At 39.7% G+C, this 15,729-nt stretch carries 18 protein-coding genes and 3 pseudogenes; 14 read left to right on the top strand and 7 right to left on the bottom strand.

The features are described 5' to 3' along the window. Positions 1-3: 3 nt before the first annotated feature. A pseudogene (locus K4Z77_RS00410) lies at positions 4-179 on the top strand (ABC transporter permease); the annotation flags it as partial. 29 nt (positions 180-208) lie between these two features. Here the strand turns inward: K4Z77_RS00410 and K4Z77_RS00415 are convergent. Next, entirely contained in the window at positions 209-778 is a 570-nt protein-coding gene (locus tag K4Z77_RS00415) for an MptD family putative ECF transporter S component (RefSeq protein WP_173304421.1), read from the bottom strand. Positions 779-912: 134 nt separating this feature from the next. Here K4Z77_RS00415 and K4Z77_RS00420 point away from each other — a divergent pair, with 134 nt between their 5' ends. The 5 genes from K4Z77_RS00420 to nrdI all read left to right on the top strand — a co-directional run bounded on the left by K4Z77_RS00420 (position 913) and on the right by nrdI (position 5,609). Then, a complete protein-coding gene (locus K4Z77_RS00420) occupies positions 913-1,527 on the top strand; it encodes a YesL family protein (RefSeq protein ID WP_224218130.1) in 615 nt (204 codons plus the stop codon). Continuing rightward, the gene (locus K4Z77_RS00425) at positions 1,505-3,175 is read left to right on the top strand and encodes a sensor histidine kinase (RefSeq protein WP_343236524.1); all 1,671 of its coding nucleotides are present in this window, start codon (positions 1,505-1,507) and stop codon (positions 3,173-3,175) included. The genes K4Z77_RS00420 and K4Z77_RS00425 overlap by 23 nt, the downstream gene beginning before the upstream one ends. A gap of 11 nt (positions 3,176-3,186) precedes the next feature. Continuing rightward, positions 3,187-4,473, top strand: a complete 1,287-nt coding sequence (locus K4Z77_RS00430) for a response regulator transcription factor (protein ID WP_224218131.1) — start codon at positions 3,187-3,189, stop codon at positions 4,471-4,473. A gap of 60 nt (positions 4,474-4,533) precedes the next feature. Continuing rightward, positions 4,534-5,067 (top strand): ABC transporter permease, encoded by a 534-nt coding sequence (locus tag K4Z77_RS00435; RefSeq protein ID WP_224218132.1) that lies wholly within the window; start codon positions 4,534-4,536, stop codon positions 5,065-5,067. 77 nt (positions 5,068-5,144) lie between these two features. After that, positions 5,145-5,609 carry a class Ib ribonucleoside-diphosphate reductase assembly flavoprotein NrdI gene (nrdI, locus tag K4Z77_RS00440; protein WP_061088500.1) on the top strand — a complete coding sequence of 155 codons (465 nt, stop codon included), beginning with the start codon at positions 5,145-5,147 and terminating at the stop codon, positions 5,607-5,609. Between the two features lie 36 nt (positions 5,610-5,645). On the opposite strand, the gene K4Z77_RS00445 is transcribed toward nrdI, so the two are convergent. Then, a complete protein-coding gene (locus tag K4Z77_RS00445; protein WP_224218133.1) occupies positions 5,646-6,104 on the bottom strand; it encodes a DUF3021 domain-containing protein in 459 nt (152 codons plus the stop codon). Beyond that, positions 6,101-6,541, bottom strand: coding sequence for a LytTR family DNA-binding domain-containing protein (locus tag K4Z77_RS00450; RefSeq protein WP_224218134.1), 441 nt, complete (start codon positions 6,539-6,541; stop codon positions 6,101-6,103). Before K4Z77_RS00450 ends, K4Z77_RS00445 begins: the two co-directional genes overlap by 4 nt. A 205-nt stretch (positions 6,542-6,746) precedes the next feature. Between K4Z77_RS00450 and mutL the strand changes: the two genes are divergently transcribed. From mutL to K4Z77_RS00485, 7 genes and pseudogenes are all read left to right on the top strand, one after another. Next, complete coding sequence (gene mutL / locus K4Z77_RS00455) at positions 6,747-8,696, top strand: DNA mismatch repair endonuclease MutL (protein WP_224218135.1); 1,950 nt, start codon at positions 6,747-6,749, stop codon at positions 8,694-8,696. Between the two features lie 15 nt (positions 8,697-8,711). Continuing rightward, positions 8,712-9,305 (top strand): Holliday junction branch migration protein RuvA, encoded by a 594-nt coding sequence (gene ruvA, locus K4Z77_RS00460; RefSeq protein WP_000273402.1) that lies wholly within the window; start codon positions 8,712-8,714, stop codon positions 9,303-9,305. A gap of 9 nt (positions 9,306-9,314) precedes the next feature. Next, positions 9,315-9,500, top strand: a pseudogene (locus K4Z77_RS00465) (DNA-3-methyladenine glycosylase I); the annotation flags it as partial. Positions 9,501-9,687: 187 nt separating this feature from the next. After that, positions 9,688-9,933, top strand: a complete 246-nt coding sequence (locus K4Z77_RS00470; protein ID WP_001813542.1) for a hypothetical protein — start codon at positions 9,688-9,690, stop codon at positions 9,931-9,933. Further along, positions 9,930-10,265 (top strand): DinB/UmuC family translesion DNA polymerase, encoded by a 336-nt coding sequence (locus K4Z77_RS00475; RefSeq protein WP_000806926.1) that lies wholly within the window; start codon positions 9,930-9,932, stop codon positions 10,263-10,265. Before K4Z77_RS00470 ends, K4Z77_RS00475 begins: the two co-directional genes overlap by 4 nt. A 12-nt stretch (positions 10,266-10,277) precedes the next feature. Beyond that, positions 10,278-10,646 (top strand): hypothetical protein, encoded by a 369-nt coding sequence (locus tag K4Z77_RS00480; RefSeq protein ID WP_000567222.1) that lies wholly within the window; start codon positions 10,278-10,280, stop codon positions 10,644-10,646. Next, a complete protein-coding gene (locus tag K4Z77_RS00485; protein WP_001072467.1) occupies positions 10,633-10,932 on the top strand; it encodes a DUF5960 family protein in 300 nt (99 codons plus the stop codon). The genes K4Z77_RS00480 and K4Z77_RS00485 overlap by 14 nt, the downstream gene beginning before the upstream one ends. Positions 10,933-11,049: 117 nt before the next feature. Here K4Z77_RS00485 and msr(D) read toward each other — a convergent pair whose 3' ends face one another. The 3 genes from msr(D) to K4Z77_RS00500 form a co-directional block, all read right to left on the bottom strand. Then, a complete protein-coding gene (gene msr(D) / locus K4Z77_RS00490; RefSeq protein WP_000420313.1) occupies positions 11,050-12,513 on the bottom strand; it encodes an ABC-F type ribosomal protection protein Msr(D) in 1,464 nt (487 codons plus the stop codon). A gap of 20 nt (positions 12,514-12,533) precedes the next feature. Beyond that, complete coding sequence (gene mef(A) / locus K4Z77_RS00495; protein WP_000417519.1) at positions 12,534-13,751, bottom strand: macrolide efflux MFS transporter Mef(A); 1,218 nt, start codon at positions 13,749-13,751, stop codon at positions 12,534-12,536. A 385-nt stretch (positions 13,752-14,136) separates the two neighbouring features. After that, positions 14,137-14,307, bottom strand: a complete 171-nt coding sequence (locus tag K4Z77_RS00500; RefSeq protein WP_000873143.1) for a hypothetical protein — start codon at positions 14,305-14,307, stop codon at positions 14,137-14,139. Positions 14,308-14,850: 543 nt separating this feature from the next. On the opposite strand from K4Z77_RS00500, the pseudogene K4Z77_RS00505 reads away from it, so the two are divergent. Then, positions 14,851-15,288, top strand: a pseudogene (locus tag K4Z77_RS00505) (DNA-3-methyladenine glycosylase I); the annotation flags it as partial. 84 nt (positions 15,289-15,372) lie between these two features. Here K4Z77_RS00505 and K4Z77_RS00510 read toward each other — a convergent pair. Further along, positions 15,373-15,636 (bottom strand): SemiSWEET family transporter, encoded by a 264-nt coding sequence (locus K4Z77_RS00510; RefSeq protein ID WP_000166114.1) that lies wholly within the window; start codon positions 15,634-15,636, stop codon positions 15,373-15,375. Between the last annotated feature and the right edge of the window lie 93 nt (positions 15,637-15,729).

The following is a 15,729-nucleotide window of genomic DNA, read 5'->3' on the forward strand; positions in this document are numbered from 1 at the left end:
AGGGAAACAGCTATGGCGGGGGCAGTTGGAGCTGGTGGTATCGGTAACGTAGCCATAGCTTATGGATTTAATCGCTACAATCACGATGTGACCATTTTGGCAACCATCATTATCATCTTGATTATCTTTGCAATCCAATTCTTGGGAGACTTCTTGACTAAGTCTTGAGTCATAAATAAAAAAGAGCCGCCTGGCTCTTTTTTATTGACTAGATTTTTTGTGCAAACTTTTTACTCAAGGCTTGTCCAATCAAGGCACCAACTAGGGCTCCGATGACAACACTTGCGATAAATAAAAGGATGGTTCCAGGATTTGGCGCAACCATGATACGGTCGATATATTCTTGGGATTTTCCTCTTGCTAGAAGAGTAGCCATATAGGTTTGGGGCGCAATCCACATGAGTAAGATTGGACCAGTTGAACTAAAGGCGAAAATAATGAAAGAAAGGAAGTTTTTTGTTTGGTCCTTGTATTTTCCTAAATGAGCTACTCCATCTGCTAGGAGGCCACAGATAATTCCAGGAAGGAAGGCACCGGCACCGTGTTTGCTCCCCAAGAAAAAGAGGGCAATGACAAGGCCGATAGTGGTAATGGCTCCAAAGCGCGGAACTTTTGCGACCAGAATCATATAGACGCTACCGCCGACAAGGGCAGTAAAGGCAGGCGCATAAAACATGTTTCCAGTTTGGTCAAAGAGATTGCCCAAAAGGACACCAATCCCCATGCAGAGGAAGTAAAGAACTGCAAAAAGAAGTGTAGTTAAGATAGATTTCTTCATGAATTGTCTCCTGATCATTTTTTCACAATTCTCATTGTACCACGGTTTGATGGGATTGTAAATGGGCACTAGAATTTTTTGAAAACGCTTGAAATATGATATAATAGTTTCATAGTTATTTTTAGGGGGATATCATGGGTAGATTTTTAGACTTTGTCTTTAATCGTTTCTTTTTAGGGATGATTGCGACAGCCTTCTTTTGGCTATTAACCTTAGCAGGAGGGATTATTCTTGGTCTAGCGCCAGCTAGTGCCACCTTGATGAGCCTATATGCAGAACATGGTTATAGCTTTCGGGAATACAGTTTGAAGGAGGCTTGGTCTCTTTACAAGCAAAATTTTGTCTCAAGCAACCTGGTTTTCTATAGCTTTTTAGGGGTGGATCTAGTTTTAATCTATGGTTTGTATCTCTTGGTTCAATTGCCTCATCAGACTATCATTCATTTGATTGCGACCTTTTTGAATGTTCTAGTAGTTGCCCTGATCTTTTTGGCTTATACAGTATCTTTGAAATTACAAGTTTATTTTGACTTGTCCTATCGAAATAGTCTCAAACTATCCTTGATTGGCATCTTTATGAGTCTAGCAGCTGTGTCCAAGGTTCTCCTTGGGACAGTGCTACTTGTGGCAATTGGTTACTATATGCCTGCCCTGCTCTTCTTTGTAGGAATTGGGATGTGGCATTTCTTTATCAGTGATATGTTGGAACCTGTCTATGAAAGCATCCATGAAAAATTGGCGACAAAATAGAATGAAGCAGTTTTGGCTACATACGCTTCTAAGAACCTACAGTTCAGTTATGATGATTATTATTGCGAGTTTTGCAATCTTACTCTCTTACGCTGACTGGGATTCACGGGAAAAGGAAGCTCAGAGAGTAGCTCAGCGTGTAACTACTCGAACAGTCGAAGAGGTGGAATATTATTATCGCGAGTCAGCCCAGCTAGCGCAAGATTTAGTAGCCAATCAAGACCGGATACAAGGGGTTTATAAGTACTTTAGCCTGTCAACTTCTGAATATTTTTATTGGCTGTTAGAGCATCAAGCAGCTTCGTCAACTTCTATTTCTCTGTATGAAAATATTGATGATCTTTATGTCCAGAATGACTATATAACGGATGTTGCAATCGTCTTGCAGGACTTTAAAGAAGTTTATGTTTCGAGCAGAAATGAGAGAGGTGGTCATTCGGTACTTGCGGAAGGCTTTAAACCGGAGGCCAATAGTTTTGGAGTTCCTATTTTAGACCCAGCGACGGATCAATCCATAGGGGTTGTTTACATCTCCTTGGACCCAGAAATCTTATATCATGCTGTAGACAATACCCGAGGTCATATCCCGATGGCTGTGACTGTGACATCGCCTTTTGATACGGAGATTTTTCATATTGGTGAGAGGGTCAATAGGGAGCATGAGAACTGGTTTGTTGGTGTGACCTCTCATGGCTATCAGGTTCAGGTGGCAGTTCCCAAAAACTTTGTTTTACAAGGAACGGTAACCAGCTCTGCCTTGATTGTGGGCTTGAGTTTTCTCTTTATTGTCATTCTCTATCTGACTTTGAGGCAGACTTTTGCTAATTACCAAAAGCAGGTAGTGGATTTGGTAGATTCCATTCAAGCTATTGCTCAAGGAGAGGAAGGTCTTCGTATTGACACACTTGAAAAGGACCAGGAATTGCTCCTAATCGCAGAGACCACCAATGATATGTTGGATCGATTAGAAAAGAATATCCATGATATTTATCAGTTAGAGCTTAGTCAAAAAGATGCCAATATGCGAGCCTTACAGGCTCAAATCAATCCTCATTTTATGTATAATACGCTGGAGTTCTTGCGTATGTATGCAGTTATGCAGAGTCAAGATGAGTTGGCAGATATCATTTATGAGTTTAGCAGTCTCTTGCGTAACAATATTTCCGACGAAAGAGAAACCCTTCTCAAACAGGAATTAGAATTTTGCCGTAAATACAGCTATCTCTGCATGGTTCGCTATCCAAAGTCTATTGCCTATGGTTTCAAGATAGACGCAGAATTAGAGAATATGAAGATTCCTAAATTTACCTTGCAACCGCTAGTAGAAAATTATTTCGCGCATGGTGTTGACCACAGACGGACAGATAATGTGATTAGCATTAAAGCTCTTAAACGAGATGGTTTTGTGGAAATTTTAGTGGTAGATAATGGTCGTGGTATGTCGTTTGAAAAGCTGGCAAATCTCCGAGAAAAACTAAGGCAGAGACATTTTGAACACCAAGCCAGCTATAGTGCCCAAAGGCAGTCTATCGGGATTGTCAATGTCCATGAGCGTTTTGTGCTCTATTTTGGGGACCGCTATGCCATTAGTGTAGAGTCTGCGGAGCAAGCAGGTGTTCAGTATCGTATTACAATTCAAGATGAGTAGAAAGGGAGAAAATGTATAGAGTATTATTAGTAGATGATGAGTACATGGTGACAGAAGGTCTGAAGCGTTTGATTCCCTTTGATAAGTGGGATATGGAGGTCGTCGCAACAGCCAGTCATGCCGACGAGGCTCTAGAATATGTGCAGGAAAATCCTGTCGATGTTATCATTTCCGATGTCAATATGCCAGATAAGACAGGGCTTGAGATGATCAAGGAAATGAAGGAGATATTACCAGATGCAGCCTATATCCTGCTTTCAGGTTATCAGGAGTTTGACTATGTCAAAAAGGCCATGAACCTTAGTGTGGTGGACTATTTGGTCAAGCCAGTAGATAAGGTAGAGTTGGGTAATCTACTGGAGAAGATTGCAGGTCAGCTCAGCGAGAGAGGAAAGAAAAGTCAGACCCTCAGTCAAGATTTAGATGAGGCTGGATTTGTTAGTTATTTAGGAGGTAAGGAGAACTGGTGGATAGGTCTATCCAAGGAAAAACAAGGTTCTTTCACTATTCCATATTATGTGTTAGGACAAGATTGGCAGATTTTTATTTCTGATCAACCCCTAGATGGTTTAGTCGTTACACTCTTTGAAGCTCCTTATCAAGAACACTTTGAACGCTGGAAGCTGGATGCTGAGAAAGCTCTCTTTTACGGTTCTGTAAATTTAAAACAGTCTGAGAGTCTCTTTACCTATTACGAACCGATTTATAGGGTTATCATTCAGGGGGATCTCAACCAAATCGTAGAAGAGTTGAACCTCTTGGAGAAGGTAGTTCTTGAAAATACACCTCGTGTTCCGATTACCAAACAGCTTTTTATCCAGTTTGTCATGGATGTTTTTCACTTGTTTGAACATCTAAAAGCTGATGATTTAACGGATATTGTCAAAACGATTCATGCTATTCAATCCTTTGATGAATTGGTTCCTTATATTAAGGAAACTCTGACCCGCTTTTTTGGGCAATATCGCATGAATGAAAATGTGGTCAGTGTACTGGAAGTTATTGGGTGTGATTATCAGAAAGAACTTTCGCTCAAGGATATCAGTAAGGATCTTTTTATCAATCCTGTCTATCTAGGTCAGTTGATTAAGCGAGAAACCAATTCGACCTTCGCAGAATTACTAAACAAACAACGCATTAAGGCTGCCCAGCAACTCTTACTTTCAACCAGTGACAGTATTGAAGATATTTGCTATGCTGTTGGTTACAGTAATGTTGGATATTTCTATAAAGTGTTCCGAAAATTGTGCGGAAAATCGCCAAAAGCCTACCGAAAACAGGTAGAAACTACACTATAAGATTTGTATTCCTTTACAAAAGGTGCTATAATATCAATAATAATATCAGGAGGTTCTATCATGAAAAAGAAACCGATTTATCTATGGGTCTTGCTAATCTTGTCTGCTCTTATTTCAGCAATGTCTCTGTTTGGAATGTTGAGTCCTTTACCTAGCAAAGAAGCTCTTCGTGCCGCTCAGAAACAAGTTGCAGGGGTCAGTGCCCAGCAATTAGAAGACAACATCAATTACACCTATAGAGTAGCAGAATCAACTCATTCTATTTTTAATATAGCCTTGATTGTGCTATCTGCTATTTTAGTTGTAGTAGCGATTGTGTTCCTTATTCGTAAAAATTTGCAATATGCAAACTATACTTATGTCGGCTATGTTTTGCTAGCCATTATTGGTTCGATTTATGGCTATGTTAGTTTACAAGACGCTGTGCAGTTAGTTCACGATGAGACCATGCGTTTAGGGATAAGTGTTATTTCACAAGCTGTTAGCATTTTCTATATCGTCATAAATGTTCTTTTCCTAGCCCTTGTCTTCTATAAGATGTGGCGTCAACAAAAAGCCTTGGCAGAAGAAGAGGAAACAGAAGAAGTTGCTTAAGTATTGACAAAAAAGAGCTATCAAGTTACAATCTTGGTAGTTCTTTTTCGATTAAAAATAAAATCATGGAGGAAAATATGAAGACAATTTCTTTAGTTTATATTAGTTTGAGTGGCAATACTGAGAGTTTTGTGACGCGCTTGAAAGACTATCTCTTGTCCCAGTACGAGGGAATTGAGGTTCAAAAGATTCATATTAAGGATTTGGTCAAGGAAGGTCACGATTTCTATGAAATGGACCATCCTTATGTTGCTTTTTTGCCGACCTACCTAGAAGGTGGAAATGGCGTGGATAACGGAGATGTCGAGATTTTGACGACACCAGTAGGGGATTTTATCGCCTATGGTGATAATGCTAGTAAGTGTTTTGGTGTGGTTGGTTCAGGAAATCGTAACTTTAATAATCAATACTGCCTGACAGCCAAGCAATACAGTCAACGTTTTGGTTTCCCTGTCTTGGCTGACTTTGAAATGCGAGGTATGCTGGGAGATATCAAACGTGTCGCAGCCATTATTGCGGATTTGTATGAGTTGGAAAGTTGAGCTTCGGCTTGGCTTTTTATTTATCCTAGGTAGTTCCTATTTTCTATGCTCCAAGAGTTGATTGATATGGTCTACTTTTTTTGATGCTCTTTTATAGGAAATAGTCCAAATAATGAGGTAGACAATCGCAAACTCGATAATGAGCTGGAGGTAGAAATTCCAGTGGAAGGGGAACCAACCTGCCAGAGTTGCTAGTGGGACAAAGCCAGCCAGCATGAGGAAGAAATGGGAAAGCGTCGCACGAAGCATACTCCAGTCACGGCTGAATAATCGTTTACCAAAGTTGAAGAGAATACCGATGGCTGCCCAGATAAGTGTGCAGTAGAGCAAGATTAGGGCACCGTGAACTTGATGTTGAGTCATCATTTGTCCGATGAGAGAGTCGGGACTTAACGGGGCGTAGGTACTTGGTGCATAAATGAGTGAAAAGATGATAGAGAGGATGAGACCGATGAGGACACCAGTAGCTGCGTCGTGGAAGATTTGTTTTTTCATAGTTCTAATTTCTCCTTGATGGTTTTTAGATAACGGCGTGAAGAGTAGGTGAAGCTTTCGTTTTTCAAGAAAATTTCTACTAGGCCGTTGGGGGTGAGCTTGAGATGAGAGATGGAATCGATATTGATGATTTCTGATTGGGAAATTTGGATAAAATTGGTTGGCAGAATTTCAAGGACCTGATAGAGTCGCAAATCAATGTTGTAGGTCTGACTCGCGGTTTCTGCTAGAACCTTCCGATTTTCGATATAGAAGCGTTGAATCTTACCAATCTTAACGAGATAGACCTGATTATCGATTTTCCCTTTGATTTTTTCTGTTAGATCCAGATTTTCTGCGAACTCGATGACTTTCTGGACTTTATCTGTCGGCTGAGGTGCTTGAACAATCAGCTTTTCCTCTTCGTAAGTTTCACTAATCTGTAGTTCTACTTTCATAAATTTCTCTCCTTTTTAGTTATACAAGGTTGTGATCACTTCCTGTATATCTTTATTAAACACTATTTTAGGAGACCTGACAAGAGTCTCTGCTTATATGGACTTATTTGATGTCTATGTGGCGGAGCTTTTCTGTCTTATCTGAAATATGGTATAATAGCACTAATCAATTTCTAGGAAAATAGATACAGAAAGGGGCTGAAAGATGTCTCATATTATTGAATTGCCAGAGGTACTGGCAAACCAAATCGCGGCTGGAGAGGTTATTGAACGTCCTGCCAGTGTGGTCAAAGAGTTGGTAGAAAATGCTATTGACGCGGGTTCTAGTCAGATTATCATTGAGATTGAAGAGTCTGGTCTCAAGAAGATTCAAATCACAGATAATGGTCATGGAATTACCCACGATGAGGTGGAATTGGCCTTGCGTCGTCATGCGACCAGTAAGATAAAAAATCAAGCAGACCTCTTTCGAATTCGCACGCTTGGTTTTCGTGGTGAAGCCCTACCTTCTATAGCGTCTGTTAGTGTTTTGACTCTGTTGACTGCGGTGGATGGCGCAAGTCACGGGACCAAGCTAGTCGCGCGTGGGGGAGAAGTTGAAGAAGTCATCCCAGCGACTAGTCCTGTGGGAACCAAGGTTTGTGTGGAGGATCTATTTTTCAACACGCCTGCCCGCCTCAAGTATATGAAGAGCCAGCAAGCGGAGCTGTCTCATATCATTGATATTGTCAACCGTCTGGGCTTGGCCCATCCTGAGATTTCTTTTAGCTTGATTAGTGATGGTAAGGAAATGACGCGAACAGCGGGAACAGGTCAACTGCGTCAAGCTATTGCAGGGATTTACGGTTTGGCGAGTGCCAAGAAGATGATTGAAATTGAGAATTCTGACCTTGATTTCGAAATTACAGGTTTTGTGTCCTTGCCTGAGTTGACTCGAGCTAATCGCAACTATATCAGCCTCTTCATCAATGGCCGTTATATCAAGAACTTTTTACTCAATCGTGCTATTCTTGACGGCTATGGTAGTAAGCTCATGGTAGGCCGTTTTCCACTGGCTGTCATTCACATTCATATCGACCCTTATCTAGCGGATGTCAATGTACATCCAACCAAGCAAGAGGTGCGGATTTCCAAGGAAAAAGAACTGATGACCCTGGTTTCAGAAGCTATTGCCAATAGTCTCAAGGAACAAACCTTGATTCCTGATGCCTTGGAAAATCTTGCCAAATCGACCGTGCGTAATCGTGAGAAGGTGGAGCAAACTATTCTCCCACTCAAAGAAAATACACTCTACTATGAAAATACTGAGCCGACAAGACCTAGTCAAGCTGAGGTGGCTGATTATCAGGTCGAATTGACTGATGAAGGGCAGGACTTAACCCTGTTTGCCAAGGAAACCTTGGACCAATTGACCAAGCCAGCAAAACTGCATTTTGCAGAGAGAAAACCTGCTAACTACGACCAGCTAGACCATCCAGAGTTGGACCTTGCGAGTCTTGATAAGGTTTATGACAAGCTGGAGCGAGAAGAATCATCCAGCTTCCCAGAATTGGAATTTTTCGGGCAAATGCATGGAACCTATCTCTTTGCCCAAGGGAGAGATGGGCTCTATATCATAGACCAGCACGCGGCGCAGGAACGGGTCAAGTACGAGGAGTATCGTGAGAGCATTGGGAATGTTGACCAGAGCCAGCAGCAACTCCTAGTACCCTATATCTTTGAATTTCCAGCGGATGATGCCCTCCGTCTCAAGGAAAGAATGACACATTTGGAGGAAGTGGGCGTCTTTCTAGCAGAGTACGGAGAAAATCAATTTATTCTACGTGAACATCCTATCTGGATGGCAGAAGAAGAGATTGAATCAGGCATCTATGAGATGTGTGATATGCTACTCTTGACCAAGGAAGTTTCTATCAAGAAATACCGAGCAGAGCTGGCTATTATGATGTCCTGCAAGCGGTCGATTAAGGCCAACCATCGTATTGATGATCATTCAGCTAGACAACTCCTCTATCAGCTCTCTCAATGTGACAATCCCTACAACTGTCCCCACGGACGTCCTGTTTTGGTGCACTTCACCAAGTCGGATATGGAAAAGATGTTCCGACGCATTCAGGAAAATCACACCAGTCTCCGTGAGTTGGGGAAATATTAAACTAAAAGGAAAACTATGTACGAATATTTAAAAGGAATCATTACCAAAATCACTGCCAAATACATTGTTATTGAAATCAATGGTATCGGTTATATCCTGCATGTGGCTAATCCCTATGCTTACTCAGGACAGGTCAACCAAGAAACTCAAATTTATGTGCATCAAGTCGTGCGTGAGGACGCTCATCTGCTTTATGGATTTCGCTCAGAAGACGAGAAAAAGCTCTTTCTCAGTCTGATTTCGGTCTCTGGGATTGGTCCTGTATCAGCTCTTGCTATTATCGCTGCTGATGACAATGCTGGCTTGGTTCAAGCCATCGAAACCAAGAATATTACCTACTTGACCAAGTTCCCTAAAATTGGCAAGAAAACAGCCCAGCAGATGGTGCTGGACTTGGAAGGCAAGGTAGTAGTTGCTGGAGATGACCTTCCTGCTAAGGTCGCAGTGCAAGCAAGCGCTGAAAACCAAGAATTGGAAGAAGCCATGGAAGCCATGTTGGCACTGGGATACAAGGCGACCGAACTCAAGAAAATCAAGAAATTCTTTGAAGGAACGACAGATACAGCTGAGAACTATATCAAGTCGGCCCTTAAAATGTTGGTCAAATAGGAGCAGAGCATGACAAAACGTTGTTCGTGGGTCAAGGTGACCAATCCGCTCTACATTGCCTATCATGATGAGGAGTGGGGTCAACCCCTCCATGATGACCAAGCATTGTTTGAGTTGTTGTGTATGGAAACCTATCAGGCTGTGCTGAGAGCTTTCTTCTATACTAATAGACGAAAGGGTGTGAAAATGATTTTTAAATGATACTGTGGAACGGAACAGTAGCCCTAGTATTGACTACTGTCGTTTCTATTCATATTGGCTATTCTAGGACTGAGATGAAAAAATCTATAAATGCTCAGAATAAAATTGAACCCGCAAATCTCCCCAAAACAATGGTGAGTCATGTACTTGTATTATTCCGAAAAAATACACCTCTGGTGCAGTGAGACAAATTGGTGTATCTTATAGTGGCTTCGTAGATGAAAGCTATACTCTACTATCACTCTTTGATGATGTAGAACAAATTGAAAAAGATAATAGACTTCAGACAGCTATTGATGTTGTCAGAGAACAGTTTGGTTTTTTAGCCATACAAAAAGGAACCGTCCTAACTGAAGGTTCCAGAAATATTGAACGCAGTAAACTTATCGGTGGTCATTCCGCGGGTGGATTGGAGGGATTAAAATGAAACAAGAAAAAAATACAGTACAATTTTCAGAAATCCGTAGCAAAGGATGTAATGATATTGAAATGCTTGAAAGATTTTTACATGGAATCGTTGAAACAGCAACTTCAAAACTTCGTCAGAGAAAACTCAAAACAACTGAAATATCGATACGACTAGTACATGCTAAATCTGAAAACCGATTACCATTGGAATTTACATTTAGCATTAAGCCAACAAGCTCATCTGTGATAATCTATACTGAGGTAATCAATCGCTTTAAAGAATGTTACACAGGTGGGGGAATTCAAGGTTTTACGATTCAATTTGATAAAAATACCCTTGCCTCTGCATAGAAAGGATTTGATATGATTGACCGTTCATATTTACCATTTCAATCAGCAAGAGAGTACCAGGATACAAAGATGCAAAAATGGATGGGCTTTTTCCTATCTGAACATGCATCAGCACTCTCTGATGATACAAACAAAGTAACGTACATGTCTGACTTATCACTAGAGAAGAAATTATTACTCCTCAGTCAAGTATACGCCGGGCAGCTACGCACACGCATTCAAGTGATTGAAAAAAACAAGCGTGTTTCCTACACTGGAACAATACCAAGTCTGACCAAAGATTTCATTTTGATAAAAACTACAACAGGTCACATCAATTTGAAATTAAAAGACATTATTAGTATTGAACTTGTCGAGGAGGTGCTCTATGAATCAGCTTGAGTTTCAGCGTAATCACCTACAAATGGACTATTATAGCGAGAGCTACCAAGATTTTGAACGTGACTTCTACCGCTACTCTAACATGAATATTCCATTGACCTTCCTAACTGATGATATCCTAAAAACAATGGCGACTTCACGTAAGAATTACTTTGTCCTCAATAAGGAAAAGTCCAGAGATAACCGCGATCACTTCTTCATATTTGAAGTAAGTACCGTAGATGAGAATCCGCTAATCTATCATTATACATATAAGAAAACTACAATATATTTAGCAGAAAAATAGGAGCAGTTCAATTGACTGTTCCTATTTTTAATATTCATAAAATCTAAAGTCTTTATACTCTTTAACAATGGAGTCGCCAACCAGAACAGACTATACTGACCAGCGACTACCTTAAATTTAATGTTTCAGATTTATTTTCTTATCTCTAATTTCATAAACTACATCTGCTACATTTTCGAGTAATCGTTTATCGTGGGTGATAAACACGATAGTTCCGGTGTACTCCTTCATTAGTATTTCCAAAGCCTCTAAACTTGGTATGTCAAGGAAGTTACTGGGTTCATCCATTATTAGGATGTTATATCTACCCATGAGCATTTTAGCAAGCAACAATTTTATAATTTCTCCACCGCTTAAAACAGATAAACTTTTTCCAATATCGTTCTGTTTGAACCCCATAGATGCTAGCACTGAACGAATTTCTGATATATTGTAGTCACAATCCTTCTGCATAAACTCCATAACATTCTGATTACTGTTGTACTTGTAACCATTCTGTGCAAAGTAACCTATTTTTGCCTTAGGCGAAATAGAAATTCCTTCTTCATGGTTTAAGATCATTTGGATTAAAGTTGTTTTTCCGATTCCATTACCACCAGTTAACGCCACTTTTGCTCCTAACGGAATTTGAAAAGATGCATTTTCAAACAGAGCCTTATCCCCAAATACTTTATTAATTTCTGCACCGACTATAGGGTATGGATTATGGAGCTCCAATGCTTTACTTTGCCTGAAACGAATTCTGCGAATGCCTTCCGGAGCTTCTACTTTTCCTAAGGCCGCAATCCTGTGCTCTAGGGTTTTAGCAGCATTATACATCTTTTTTTCCTTACTTCCTATTGATTTTTGATGAGCTAAACGCCCTCCGTCTTCAGTACTTTTTTTCTTTGAAGAACCTTTTGCCTTCTGTTCTATTTTACGAGCCTGTTTTCGCTTTTCCTCCGCAGCCCTTTCCAATCGGGCACGTTCCGCAATAAATTGTTCGTATTCTGCAGCTTGGCTCTTACGTTCTTCCTCTTTCTGACGAAGATAATCAGAATAGTTTCCCCAATACTCAGTGATTTTGCCATCTTTCAGTTCCCATATTTTATCTACTATTTCATCAAGAAAATAGCGGTCATGGCTAATAACTAACAGTGCACCTGTAAAATATTTTAGCTGTCCTATTAGAAAATCAATTCCTTCACGGTCTAAATGGCTCGTAGGTTCATCCGCTAAAATACCATGAACCTGTGCCGATAAGGCCTGTGCTATTTTAAGCCTTGTTTCTTCACCACCGCTCATAGTCTGTATATTTAATTGCTCAACACCTAGCTTGCCTACAAGTGCAAAATCTTTTTCCTCCTGCAGAGTTACTTCGTCCAACTGGGGAATATAGGCAAGTTCACCCAGACGATTCATTTTACATCCTGGGGGAGTTAATTCTCCTAAAAGTACCCTGAGTAAAGTGCTTTTTCCAGCACCATTTGCTCCTACTAAACCAATACGGTCATAATCATATACTTCTAATTCATTTATATCTAAAACATCGCGTCCTTTGAATTCCACACGAATGTCTTTTGCTTTTAATATTAATTCCATAACATTTCCTCCAATATTGTTTATTTTAAATCTAATTTTCTAACCTCAGTTATCATTTGGCAAACTATAGCAATGCCAATAATTAAAATACCTGATAGTAAAAACCAATGATTTACACCGATTTTATCAGCAAAGAATCCAGAAAGAATTAACCCAATTGGCATAGCAAGTGACATGATACTTCCGATCAAAGAAAATACACGTCCTAAATATTCAGGCTTAATTTTCTCCTGAAAAAGAGCTGTTTGCACACCGCTATAAAATGGCACCGAAAGCCCCATTATTGCACAGCAAACTACGAATATTACAAATCCATTTGGAGGAAGTATTCCCGAAACGGCTAAACTGGTCCCCATTATAAAAAATGAACTTGTTATTAGTAATACATGCTTTTCGAAGCCCCCTAATCTTCCTAATAATAAGCCTCCTGCTAGCATCCCAAATGCAAAGGAAATTTCCGTAATAGAAATATGCACAGGCGTTCCATTAAAGTGTTCCATGCTTATTAAAGGAAATAGTGCATTGATTGGCATATAAACAAAAGTATATAGTGTTCCTAAGAGTAATAAGGCAAACAATCCTTTGTTTTGTCTCAGAACCACAACTCCTTCTTTCATCTCCCTTATGAAATTTGGTTCTAAACTTTGCACTTGATTACCCAGCTTAGGTATACGTACAATTGCTACCGTAATAGATGCAATCACAGCACCCAATACGTCGATGGCAATAATAGCATTTAAATCCCAAACGGAGTATAAGAGTGCTGCAACTGCCGGACTAACAATATAGCTTATAGACTGCAAAGACTGACTATAGCCTGCGCATTTCGTTAGCTGTTCTTCTGGTACTAAAAGTGGTGTAACCGCATTGAGTGCTGGGGTATGAAAAGCTGTTCCAATGCTACGGATAAACAATACTATCATAATCATCCAGACAGGTAGCTCCATACAGAATGCAACAATAGCAAGCACTGCACCAGCTGCTGCGATAATTAAATCGGCACCAATCATTATCTTCTTCCTATCATGACGATCCACTAGCACACCAATGGCAGGTCCCAAAATCGCATAGGGTAAAAAACCTACTAATGAAGCCATAGACAAGACCATCGCAGATCCTGTTTTTTCTGTAAGGTAAAAAATAATCGCCATTTGCAGGATGGCACTAGTGATTAATGATACTGCTTGCCCTGCCCATATTGCATAAAATTTTCGTTTCCAATTGTTGTATTTTTCCATTTATATTATCTCCTGCATATTATTTTGCTTGAATTTCTATTTTGAATAGCATTCTAGGCAATAAAAAATGCAGGCCAAACCCCACAATGTGGCTTTTGGTCTGCATACATACAATTTGGAAACATTCATATTAAAGACATAGTTAAATAAAGGTATAGTTAAATAACCAATATCCTCACCGTAACTAATGAATGCTCAATATCGTATAAATAAGCACAACAAAAAAGCCTATCATCGGGTATAGATTCTGCTTTTTTTATTGCCAGCTTATCTTAAACGCATTGAGGCTGTCATAGTTTCGGTTCCTCCTACATCTTTGTTTATATCAATTTATAGTATAACACAACAAGATGATATGTTCAATATAAAAGTTATGGAATGAGACTCATACTTCCAATTCGATGCCAGATTTAAAGGATATGACGAAGTTTTCTTCATAGACTGTAACGCTCTGGATTATCTTCCTTAGTAGCAAGCGATTAGCTTTCACAAAATCTTCTGTTTGTAGTTTTAAAAATTCATCAGGATTTTCTAACTCAACCTCAAAATATTTCATTTTACATTCCCTCATTTCATTTATTGATAAATTGAGTTTGCAAAAAAGAGTGGACAATTTTTGTCTACTCTTAACCTTTAAAATAGTTTTTTTTAATCGATTTGAAGTTGCCTAAATTATTACTTATTCGGTAAAATGAAGTATTGCTTTCAACAGATTTCCTTCAACTACACTTCACTTGATTCAAACAAGGTGGGTACATTTCTATTCCCACAAACTCCTTGTCAATGGAAACAAACACGTACCCACAGGGTAAATGGAAATAGAAACTGATAATTTCTAGCTATCACTTCTACTCATTCCAAAAATTTTCTCACTCTGATACTTACCCACCATAAAGCAAAAAGCCTTGCAATCAAGGCTTTCATTATCCCTTTCGTTCAAAGGTTTCTAAGCTTTTACGAGCAGAGCGACACACTCAGCGGTTCGCTATCTCCGTTCTGTCTGCGTGCTAGCACTTGTCAATCACGGACAGCTATCGCATGGGCGGAAGTAAATGCTAATCTTCGTCGTTTTACTCCTTGACTAGCAAACTTACCGCCTCAACATGGTCTGTCTTGGGAAACGGTGCTCAACAAACGTCAAGCTTTCCGAGAAGCATTTTATGGCTATCAAATTCAAGCGGTCGCAGAAATGACCGATACTGAATTGGAAGACTTGCTGGATAATCCAGCCATCATCCGAAATAGAGCCAAGATTTTTGCTACACGCGCTAACGCCCAAGCCTTTCTACGACTACAGGAAGACCATGGCTCTTTTGATGCCTATCTTTGGTCTTTTGTTGAGGGGAAAACGATTGTTAACGATGTTCCCGATTACCGCCAAGCCCCAGCTAAAACACCTTTGTCTGAGAAATTAGCCAAAGATCTCAAAAAACGAGGCTTCAAGTTCACAGGACCAGTCGCTGTCTTGTCTTTTCTACAGGCTGCAGGGCTAGTTGATGACCACGAGAATGATTGTGAATGGAAAAGCAGGAATTAGTGTGTACAGGTAACTAGCATATCTGAGAATATAGAAAAAAGCTGAGAAATTTTTCCCAGCTTTTTATATATACTATTAGATTTGTTAGAGTGAAGTCAAAAAAGTGATTCCACCTAAAATAACACCAGCTGAATTTGGAATGATTAGTATCCAATCCTTCTTAGGTTCCTTTGTCCATCCATAAATAACCCAGATTAAGCAAGATATAGCAGCTGATAAAGGTTGAAATGGTTGAGCTTTATTTCCCTGTAAATTAGCGATAATTTGAGGTATGTAGGCAATAAATACTATAATTCCAATAAAGGCACCAATAGAACCTACGATTCGATTAATTTTTTGTTTTGTCATATACACCTCCTTCAAAAGGATATCATAGAAATTAGCGAAATGCAATAAATTCAGATACAAATTGTAACGAAAACGAATACAAAAGCACAAAAA

Origin of the sequence: Streptococcus mitis subsp. hohhotensis, from assembly GCF_020089495.2 — a bacterium.
Lineage (GTDB): Bacteria > Bacillota > Bacilli > Lactobacillales > Streptococcaceae > Streptococcus > Streptococcus hohhotensis.